Here is a 9696-nt window from a genome sequence, read left to right as displayed (position 1 = left end):
GGCCGCGCCGGCGCAGGGCGCCCGCCGCGCCGGCTGGCGCCGCCTGCCCGGGCTCGCGGCGGAACCCGACCTGCCGAAGGGGCTGGCCGGCGCCGCCGTGCCGCTGCTCGCCACCATCCCCGGCGTGCGCCACCGCCGCTGGCGGCGCGAGCGCGAGGACCTCGACTCGGTGTTCCAGGGCAAGGGGCCGCTGGTCGACGTGCTCGACAAGCCGCGCTCCGCCTTCACCCGCGCCATCGCGCAGCTGCGCGAGGCGCTCGACGCGGCGGGCGACGGCGCCACCCCGCGCCGCATCCTGATCGCCGGCGTCCGGCCCGGCTCCGGCGCCTCGACCATCGCGCTCAACCTCGCCCTCGACGCGGCGGGGCTGGACCGGCCGGCGCTGCTGATCGATTCCGGGCTCGGCGAGGCCGGGCTGACCGCGAGCTTCGCGCCAGAGGCCGAGGCCGGCCTGCCGGAGATCGTCTCCGGCCGCGTCGGGCTGGTGCGGGCCGCGCTGCAGGACGAGGGCACCGGCCTGTTCTTCCTGCCGCGCACCGGCCCGGCCGCCGGCATCACCGCCATGCAGCTCTCGCACGATGTGCTGGGCGCGGCGCGGCGCTTCTCGCCGGTGGTGGTCGACGGCGCGGTGCCGGGCACCGACGGGCTGACCCAGCGCTTCGCCGAGGCGGTGGACGACATCGTGCTCGTGCTGCGCGAGGGCCAGGTCGGGCGCGACGACCTCGCCGAGGCGATGGCCGCGCTCGGTCCGTTCGCCGCCAAGCTGCGCGGGCTCGTGGTCAACGAGGCCTGAGCGTGGCCGCCGGGGACGGCCTCGCCTCCGGCGTCGCGACGGGCCGCCCGGCGCTGGCGGCGGCGCTGCGCGGGCCGGTCTATGTCGGCATCCTGCTGCTGGCCTGGATCTCGACCGCGCCCTTCAAGGGCTCGTACGCGGTCGATCCGGCCGAGAGCAGCAATCTCGCCAACCAGATCGCCTTCTCGCTGACCGCGGTGCTGGCGCTGGCGGTCGCGGCGGCGAGCGGCGCCGGCCGGCCGGCGCGCGCCTATCTGCGGCCGAGCTGGCTGCTCTTCCTTGGCTGGATGGGCTTTGGCGTGCTGACCTCGCTCAACCCCGACATCTCGATGCGGGCGCTACGCTTCAGCCTGGTTGTGCTGGCGATCGGCGCCGCCGCCGTGCTGCTGCCGGAGGGGCGGCGCCGGTTCGCCACCCTGACCGGGGCCGCCGTGCTGATCGTGCTCTTCGTCTGCTATGCCGGCCTGGTGCTCGTCCCCGACATCGCGATCCACAGCGCCGCCGACCCGCTCGAGCCCGAGCATGCCGGCTCCTGGCGCGGGCTGTTCGACCACAAGAACGTCGCCGGCGCGATGATGGTGATCTTCCTGTTCGTCGGCATCCATGTCGCGCGCGCAGGGCCGCGCCGGCTCGGCCTCGCGGTCGCGCTGCTGGCCGGGCTCTTCCTGTTCCAGACCGGCTCGAAGACCTCGATGGCGCTGGCGCCGGCGATCCTGCTGATCGCCTGGGCCTGCGCGCGCATCGACAATCTGGCCATGCGCCTGCTGCTGACGCTGACGCCGCTCGCCGTGCTGATGACCGCGACGCTGGGCTCGGTGCTGTTTGCGCCCGTCGGCGAGCTGCTGCAGGCGCTGAGCACCGGGCAGACCTTCACCGGCCGCACCGAGATCTGGAAATTCGCCTTCGACCGGCTCTGGGAGCGGCCGCTGACCGGCTATGGCTTCGAGGGCTTCTGGGGCAGCGACTTCGTGCGCCAGGCCGAGATCCGCGAGGGCGAGACCGGCATCGCCCAGGGCATGGTCCACGGCCATAGCGGCTATGTCGACCTCGCCATCGGCATGGGGCTGCCCGGCTTCGCGCTCGGGCTGACGATCCTCGTCGTCCTGCCTTTGGTCGATTTTCACCGCGCCGTGCGGCTGAAGGCCAATCGCGAGATGGCCTTCGTCTTCCTGTGCATCTGGCTGTTCGCGATCTACTCGGCCTGCCTGGAGAGCTTCTTCTTCCGCAGGGCCGACCCGGTCTGGTTCGCGATGTTGCTGTCGGTGCTCGGCCTGCGCCTGCTCTCGCGCTACCGCACCGCGCCCTGAGGCAGGGCTCAGGCCCCCTTGGCGCGCCTGGCCGCGATCACGTCGAAGAGCTGGGCGGCAAGATCGGGCCCGCCGAGCTTCTTGATGGCGCGCACGCCGGTCGGCGCGGTGACGTTGATCTCGGTCAGCCGCCCGCCGATCACGTCGATGCCGACCAGCAGCAGCCCGCGCTCCTTCAGCGCCGGGCCGATGCGCTCGCAGATCTCCAGCTCGCGCGCCGACAGGTCGGTCGGCCGAGCGGCGCCGCCGCGCACCATATTTGCACGCAGGTCGCCGGCCGCCGGCACGCGGTTGACCGCGCCCGCCGCCTTGCCGTCGATCAGGATGATGCGCTTGTCGCCCTCGCTCACCTCCTTGAGGAAGGCCTGCACCACCCAGGGCTCGCGGAAGAGGTTGCCGAACAGGTCGCAGAGCGAGCCGAAATTCGGGTCGTCGCGGCCGGTCTTGAACACGGTCGCGCCGCCATGGCCGTAGAGCGGCTTCATCACGATCTCGCCGTGCTCGGCGCGGAAGGCCTCGATCTCGGCCCGGTCGCGCGTGATCAGCGTCGGCGGCATGAGGTCGGGGAAATGCGTGACGAAGAGCTTTTCCGGCGCGTTGCGTACCTCGGCCGGATCGTTGACCACCAGCGTCTTCGGATGGATCCGCTCGAGCATGTGCGTCGAGGAGATATAGGCCATGTCGAAGGGCGGGTCCTGGCGCAGCAGCACCACGTCGAGCGTCGAGAGATCGGTACGCTCCGGCTCGCCGGCGGTGAAATGGTCGCCCTCGACGTCGCGGACCTCGACCGGGGTGATCGGCGCCGTGACCTTGCCGTCGCGCATGGAGAGCCGGTCGGGCGTGTAGGTGAACAGCCTGTGGCCGCGGGCCTGCGCCTCCAGCATCAGCGCGAAGCCGGTATCGCCGGCGATGCGGACCTTCTCGATCGGGTCCATCTGGATGGCGATGTTCAGCGGCATGGGCGCAGACTCCGTGTCAGGTCCGCTATATCGGTCGCCGCGGGGGGCCTGCGCAAGGGGCGGGCGCCCTGCATCAGAGGCGAAGCGCGAACACGCCCGGCACATGGCGGGGCAGGCGCCAGGGCGCCAGGAACACCGCGTCGGCCCTGAGCGCGCGGTCCATCGCCCAGGGATTGCGCGCCAGCCATTGCCGGACGCGCATCTCGACCAGCCGGCGCTTCTCCGCGGTGATCGACAGCGCCGCGGCGTCGAGGCTGCCGCGCAGCTTGACCTCGACGAAGACGACGCTGTCCCCACGCGCCATGATCAGGTCGATCTCGCCGCCCTTGCCGCCGAAGCGGCGCTCCAGCAGCCGGTAGCCCTTGGCGGTCAGCAGCGCCAGCGCCAGCCATTCCCCGCGCCGGCCGCTGCGGCCGGAGGCACGGGCGCGGCGGCTGCGCTCGCCCGCGCTCACGGCGTCCGCGTCAGCTCCAGCGCCCGGGCGTAGACCACCCGGCGCGGCTGGCCCGTGGCGGCCGCGACCTGCGCCACCGCCTCCTTGAGCGAGACCCGCGCCAGCGCCGCGCGAAGCGCCTCGTCGAGCGAGCCTGCGTCGGCGCCGGCGATCCCGGCCTCGGGACGGCCGATGATCACCACGATCTCGCCGCGCGCCTCCTCCGCCTCGGCATAGTGCTGCGCCAGCTCCGGCAGCGGCCCGCGGCGGACCGTCTCGTGATACTTCGTGAGCTCGCGCGCCACCGCGCCGGGTCGCGGGCCGAGCACGGCGGCGGCGTCCTCCAGCATCTCGGCCAGCCGCCGCGGCGATTCGAAGAAGACCAGCGTGCCGGGCACCGCCGCCAGCTCGGTCAGCCGGCCCTTGCGGGCGGCGCTTTTGGGCGGCAGGAAGCCCTCGAAGAAGAAGCGGTCGGTCGGCAGCCCGGCCAGCACCAGCGCCGCCAGCACCGCCGACGGGCCGGGGATGCCGGTCACCGGCAGCCCCTCGGCGACGAGGTCGGCGACCAGCTTGTAGCCGGGGTCGGAGACCAGCGGCGTGCCGGCGTCGGAGATCAGCGCCAGCCTGCCGCCCTCGCGCAGCCGCGACAGGATTTTCGGGCGCATCTGCGCGGCATTGTGCTCGTGATAGGGCATCAGCGGCGTGGTGATGCCGTAATGCGCCAGCAGCGTCTTGGAGGTGCGGGTGTCCTCGGCCAGCACCGCGTCGGCGGCCGCCAGTGTCGCCAGGGCGCGGAAGGAGATGTCGCGCAGATTGCCGATCGGCGTCGCGACGATGTGCAGCCCCGGCGCCAGCGGCTCGGCCTCGGCGCGCAGGCCGAAGGCGGTGTAGCCCGGCGCGCGGGCGGCCGGCGCGGGCGCCTGCTGGCGGGCGGGAGCGGTATCGGGCAGGGGGGCGTGCGGCACGTCGGACATGGCGGCGAAACTGGCACAGACCGTACCAAGGCGCCACCTGCTGACGGGTCCGGCGTCCGCAACGTAGAGTTAACAACTTGAAAATACCATGCGCCGCTGGCAGGTATTCCCCGGTGTACCGGGGGGATACGCACCATCGGGCGCGATTCCCGTCGTGCCGCGGCCTTGGAGTGGAGACGAAACCCGTGTCGCGTCCAGTTCGAACGCCCGCCCCGCCGTCGCGCCTCGCCATGACCCGGCGCCTGCTGCTGTCCGGCGGCTCGGTGCTCCTGCTCGCCGCCTGCAGCGGCGGAACCTCCGGCCTGCCGGGCTTCGACGGGCCGGCGCCCGCCCCCGGCCAGCCCTCGGCGCCGAGCGGCCCGACCATCGGCAACGGCCAGGTCCGCGTCGGCCTGATCCTGCCGCTCACCGCCGAAGGCGCCGGCGCGACCGTCGGCAACTCGCTCAAGAACGCCGCCGAGATGGCGCTCGCCGAATTCCCCGGCGCCGACCTGACCCTGCTGGTCAAGGATGATCGCGGCACGCCCGACGGCGCCCAGGCCGCGGCGCAGGAAGCGCTGCGCGAGGGCGCCGAGCTGCTGATCGGCCCGCTCTTCGCGCCCTCCGTGCAGGCCGCTGCCCAGGTGGCCCGCGGCGCCGGCCGGCCGATCATCGCCTTTTCGAGCGACAGCAACGTCGCGACCCGCGGCGTCTACCTGCTCTCCTTCCCGCCGGAGAACGACGTCAACCGCGTCATCGCCTATGCCTCGTCGCAGGGCCGCAAATCCTTCGCAGCGCTGGTGCCCGAGACCGCCTATGGCAAGGTCGTCGAGGCCGCCTTCCAGCAGGCGGCGGCCGCGCGCGGCGCCCGCGTCGTGGTGATCGAGCGCTTCGGCTCCGACCCGAACAGCATGCGCGCCGCCGTCGCCCGGCTGATGCCGGCGCTGCAGCAGGCCGATGCGCTGCTGGTGCCGGCCGGCGCCGAATCCATGCCGACGCTCGGCCTCACCCTGCAGCAGGCCGGCTTCGACCCGGCCAAGGTCAAGCCGCTCGGCACCGGCGTCTGGAACGACGCCAGCGTGGCGCGCGTCGCGGCGATCCAGGGCGGCTGGTTCGCCTCGCCCGACACCGCCGGCTTCAACGCCTTCGCCGGCCGCTACCAGAAGCGCTTCAACAGCTCGCCGACGCGCACCGCGACGCTGGCCTATGACGCGGTCTCGCTCGCGGCGGCGCTGGCCCGCACCCAGGGCAGCCAGCGCTTCTCGGAGAGCGTGCTGACCAACCCCTCCGGCTTCGCCGGTGCCGACGGCGTCTTCCGCTTCCGCCAGGACGGGCAGAACGAGCGCGGCCTCGCCGTGCTGGAACTGCGCAACGGCCAGATGGTCACGGTGAGCGCCGCCCCGCGCGAGCTCGGCCCGCGGACCAACTGACGGCGCGCCGGTCTGCGCGGCGCGCGGCGCCGCGGATTCCTCTGTCCCCGGCATGCGAAAAAGGGCGGCCCGCCGGCCGCCCTTTGTCATGTTCACGTACGGGTAACGGGCCTTCCGGCCCGCACCGGAGCGGTGCGTCTCAGCCGCCGATGTTGAAGGCTGCCAGCGCCGCCATGTTGACGATGTCGCTGTCCTTGGCGCCCAGCGGCACGATCTGCACCGGCTTGTCGAGGCCGACGATCAGCGGGCCGATCACGGTCGAGCCGCCGAGTTCCTGCAGCAGCTTGGTCGAGATCGAGGCCGAGTGGAACGCCGGCATCACCAAGATGTTCGCAGGCCCGGTCAGGCGGCAGAACGGGTACTGGCTCATCAGCTCGCGGTCGAGCGCCACGTCGGCGGCCATCTCGCCATCGTACTCGAAGTCGACGCGCTGGCCGTCGAGGATCTTCACCGCCTCGCGCACCTTCTCCGAGCGCTCGCCGGCCGGGTGGCCGAAGGTCGAGAAGGCCAGCATCGCCACGCGCGGCTCGTAGCCGAGCCGGCGGCCGACGCCGGCGGCCTCGATGGCGATCTCGGAGAGTTCCTTGGCGGTCGGCATCTCGGTGATCGCGGTGTCGGCGACCAGCACGGTGCGGCCGCGCGAGATCACCACAGAGATGCCGATGACGCGGTGCCCCGGCTTCTCGTCGATGACGCGGCGGACCTCCTCCAGCGCGATCGAGTAGTTGCGGGTGACGCCGGTGACCATCGCGTCCGCGTCGCCGAGCGCCACCATGGCGGCGGCGAAATGGTTGCGGTCCTGGTTGATCAGGCGCTGGCAGTCGCGGAACAGGTAGCCCTCGCGCTGCAGCCGCTCGTAGAGATATTGCGCATAGGCGGCGTTGCGGTGGGAGAGCCGGGCGTTCTGGATCTCGATGCCCTTGGCGGCGAGGTCGACGCCGAGGAAGGTCGCAGTCGCGGTGATGCGGTCCTCGCGGCCGACCAGCACCGCCTTGCCCAGCCCCTGCCCGACGAAGGAGGCGGCGGCGCGGATGACCTGCTCCTCCTCGCCCTCGGCGAAGACGACGCGCTTGGGATAGCGCCGCACCCGCTCGAAGATGCGGTTCAGCGTGCCGGCGACGGGGTCGCGCCGCGCCGAGAGCTGCGCCTTGTAGGCCGCCATGTCGGCGATCGGCTTGCCGGCAACGCCCGATTCCATCGCCGCCCTGGCGACCGCGACCGGCACGACATGGATCAGGCGCGGGTCGAACGGCACCGGGATGATGTATTCGCGGCCATAGCGCGGGCGCGAGCCCTGATAGGCCGAGGCGACCTCGTCGGGCACGTCCTCGCGGGCGAGCTGCGCCAGCGATTCCGCCGCCGCGATCTTCATCTCCATGTTGATCGTGGTGGCGCGCACGTCGAGCGCGCCGCGGAAGATGTAGGGGAAGCCGAGGACGTTGTTGACCTGGTTGGGATAGTCCGAGCGGCCGGTCGCCACGATGGCGTCGTCGCGCACGGCGGCGACCTCCTCCGGGGTGATCTCCGGGTCGGGATTGGCCATGGCGAAGATGATCGGGTTCGGCGCCATCGCCGCCACCATCTCGCGGGTAACCGAGCCCTTCTGCGACAGGCCGAACAGCGCGTCGGCGCCCTCGAGCGCCTCCGCCAGGGTGCGCCGGTCGGTCACCGCCGCATGGGCCGACTTCCACTGGTTCATGCCCTCGGTGCGGCCCTGGTAGATCACGCCCTTGGTGTCGCAGAGGATCACGTTGTCAGGCTTGAAGCCCATCGCCTTGAGCAGCTCGATGCAGGCGATCGCCGCCGCGCCGGCGCCGTTGATCACCAGCCTGGTCGACTGGATGTCGCGGCCGGTCAGGTCGAGCGCGTTGATCAGGCCGGCGGCGGCGATGATCGCGGTGCCGTGCTGGTCGTCATGGAAGACGGGGATGTCCATCAGCTCGCGCAGGCGCTGCTCGATGATGAAGCACTCCGGCGCCTTGATGTCCTCGAGGTTGATGCCGCCGAAGGAGGGCCCGAGATAGCGTACGGCGTCGATGAACTTGTCGGCGTCCTCGGTATCGACCTCGAGGTCGATCGAGTCGACGTCGGCAAAGCGCTTGAACAGCACCGACTTGCCCTCCATCACCGGCTTGGAGGCGAGCGCGCCGAGATTGCCGAGACCGAGGATGGCGGTGCCGTTCGAGATCACCGCGACCAGATTGGAGCGCGTGGTGTAGTCATAGGCCTTGGACGGATCCTCGGCGATCGCCAGCACCGGCACGGCGACGCCGGGCGAATAGGCGAGCGACAGGTCGCGCTGCGTCGCCATCGGCTTGGTCGGCACGATCTCCAGCTTGCCGGGACGTCCCTGCGAGTGGAACAGCAGCGCCTCCTGGTCGGTGAAGGTCGGGCGGCTGCGTTTGGTCGTCGGACGGTCGGTCATGGGCTGGTCGTCTTTTTTTGAGCGTTTCCTCGGGGGCGAGGACGATAGGGCAGCGACAGGCCCGTCCACAAGTCGCGATCGTGCCGCGACACCCATGCCGGAGCGGCGAAAATCCACAGGAGGCCGCGGCGGCGCCCCGCGGCGGGCGCGATCCGGTTTCGTCTGTTGAAATCGCGCGCGACGGATGGCCTCCCGCCCGCGATTTGCTAGCGTGCCGGCCTCATGCGCACAGCCAGCCAGAAAACCGCGCCCGACGCACCCGCCGAGACCGGCAAGGTGACGCCGATGATGGCGCAGTACATCGAGATCAAGACCGCCAACCCGGACAGCCTGCTGTTCTACCGGATGGGCGATTTCTACGAGCTCTTCTTCGCCGATGCCGAGATCGCCTCGCGCACGCTCGGCATCGTGCTGACCAAGCGCGGCAAGCATCTCGGCCAGGACATCGCCATGTGCGGCGTGCCGGTCGAGCGCGCCGACGACTATCTGCAGAAGCTGATCGCCGCCGGCCATCGCGTCGCCGTCTGCGAGCAGACCGAGGACCCGGCGGAAGCCAAGAAGCGCGGCGCCAAGTCGGTGGTGAAGCGCGACGTGGTGCGCCTCGTCACCCCCGGCACCATCACCGAGGAACGCCTGCTCGAGCCCGGCCGCGCCAGCCTGCTGGTCGCCGTCGCCCGCCGCCGCCTCTCGGAGGACGCGCATGCCTACGGCCTCGCCGCCGTCGACATCTCGACCGGGCGCTTCTCCGTGCTGGAGACCGACCAGGCCGGGCTGCCGGTCGAGCTGGCCCGGCTGGAGCCGCGCGAGATCGTCTGCCCCGACGCGATCCACGACGATCCGGCGCTGCGCGAGCTCTGGCGTGACGTCGCCGCCGCGGTGACCCCGCTCGCCCGCGACGGGCTCGACCCGGCCTCCGGCGAGCGCCGCCTGCGCGAGTTCTTCGGCGTCGCGACGCTCGATGCCTTCGGTGCCTTCACCCGCGCCGAGATAGCCGCGGCGGCCGCCGTCCTCGCCTATGTCGAGCGCACCCAGCTCGGCGCCCGGCCGCCGCTCTCGCCGCCGGTGCGCGAGGGCGACAGCGCCAGCATGCAGATCGACGCCGCGACGCGCGCCAATCTCGAACTGGTGCGCACGCTGCAGGGCGAGCGGGCGGGCAGCCTGCTCGCCACCATCGACCGGACCCGCACGCCCGGCGGCAGCCGCCTGCTCGCGGAGCGGCTGGCCGGGCCACTGGTCGATCCGGCCGCGATCGCGCGGCGCCACGACGCCGTGGCGCTGCTCGTCGCCGAGCCCGGCCTGCGCGAGGATCTGCAGCGCGACCTCGCCCGCGTGCCCGACATCGCGCGGGCCCTGTCGCGGCTGGCGCTCGACCGCGGCGGCCCGCGCGACCTCGCCG

At 72.2% G+C, this 9696-nt stretch carries 8 protein-coding genes; 4 read left to right on the top strand and 4 right to left on the bottom strand.

The features are described from left to right. The coding region (locus ABE438_RS20265; RefSeq protein WP_346504488.1) for a P-loop NTPase family protein at window positions 1-793 on the top strand (793 nt) is incomplete at its 5' end. 2 nt (window positions 794-795) lie between these two features. Then, window positions 796-2100: an O-antigen ligase family protein gene (locus tag ABE438_RS20260; protein WP_346504487.1), complete on the top strand. Its 1305-nt coding sequence runs from the start codon at window positions 796-798 to the stop codon at window positions 2098-2100. Window positions 2101-2108: 8 nt separating this feature from the next. Here ABE438_RS20260 and gshB read toward each other — a convergent pair whose 3' ends face one another. The 3 genes from gshB to rsmI all read right to left on the bottom strand — a co-directional run bounded on the left by gshB (window position 2109) and on the right by rsmI (window position 4466). Next, window positions 2109-3059: a glutathione synthase gene (gene gshB, locus ABE438_RS20255; RefSeq protein WP_346504486.1), complete on the bottom strand. Its 951-nt coding sequence runs from the start codon at window positions 3057-3059 to the stop codon at window positions 2109-2111. Between the two features lie 73 nt (window positions 3060-3132). Then, window positions 3133-3513: a YraN family protein gene (locus tag ABE438_RS20250; protein WP_346504485.1), complete on the bottom strand. Its 381-nt coding sequence runs from the start codon at window positions 3511-3513 to the stop codon at window positions 3133-3135. Next, the gene (gene rsmI / locus ABE438_RS20245; RefSeq protein WP_346504484.1) at window positions 3510-4466 is read right to left on the bottom strand and encodes a 16S rRNA (cytidine(1402)-2'-O)-methyltransferase; all 957 of its coding nucleotides are present in this window, start codon (window positions 4464-4466) and stop codon (window positions 3510-3512) included. The genes ABE438_RS20250 and rsmI overlap by 4 nt, the downstream gene beginning before the upstream one ends. 230 nt (window positions 4467-4696) lie before the next feature. Between rsmI and ABE438_RS20240 the strand changes: the two genes are divergently transcribed. Then, window positions 4697-5875 carry a penicillin-binding protein activator gene (locus ABE438_RS20240; RefSeq protein ID WP_346504483.1) on the top strand — a complete coding sequence of 393 codons (1179 nt, stop codon included), beginning with the start codon at window positions 4697-4699 and terminating at the stop codon, window positions 5873-5875. A 139-nt stretch (window positions 5876-6014) separates the two neighbouring features. On the opposite strand, the gene ABE438_RS20235 is transcribed toward ABE438_RS20240, so the two are convergent. Next, on the bottom strand, window positions 6015-8300 hold the full coding sequence (locus tag ABE438_RS20235) for an NADP-dependent malic enzyme (RefSeq protein ID WP_346504482.1): 2286 nt from the start codon (window positions 8298-8300) through the stop codon (window positions 6015-6017). Between the two features lie 222 nt (window positions 8301-8522). Between ABE438_RS20235 and ABE438_RS20230 the strand changes: the two genes are divergently transcribed. Then, a partial coding sequence (locus tag ABE438_RS20230) for a MutS N-terminal domain-containing protein (RefSeq protein WP_465248650.1) occupies window positions 8523-9696 on the top strand: 1174 nt, incomplete at its 3' end.

Origin of the sequence: Allobosea sp. TWI1241, from assembly GCF_039673065.1 — a bacterium.
GTDB lineage: Bacteria > Pseudomonadota > Alphaproteobacteria > Rhizobiales > Beijerinckiaceae > Allobosea.
This window is presented reverse-complemented; position numbering and strand designations above follow the sequence as displayed.

What these genes read in the sequence shown, in the direction of transcription:
- ABE438_RS20240 (WP_346504483.1), top strand. Translation starts at nt 4,697, where the DNA reads ATGACCCGGCGCCTGCTGCTGTCCGGCGGCTCGGTGCTCCTGCTCGCC.
- ABE438_RS20235 (WP_346504482.1), bottom strand. Translation starts at nt 8,300, where the DNA reads ATGACCGACCGTCCGACGACCAAACGCAGCCGCCCGACCTTCACCGAC.
- gshB (WP_346504486.1), bottom strand. Translation starts at nt 3,059, where the DNA reads ATGCCGCTGAACATCGCCATCCAGATGGACCCGATCGAGAAGGTCCGC.
- rsmI (WP_346504484.1), bottom strand. Translation starts at nt 4,466, where the DNA reads ATGTCCGACGTGCCGCACGCCCCCCTGCCCGATACCGCTCCCGCCCGC.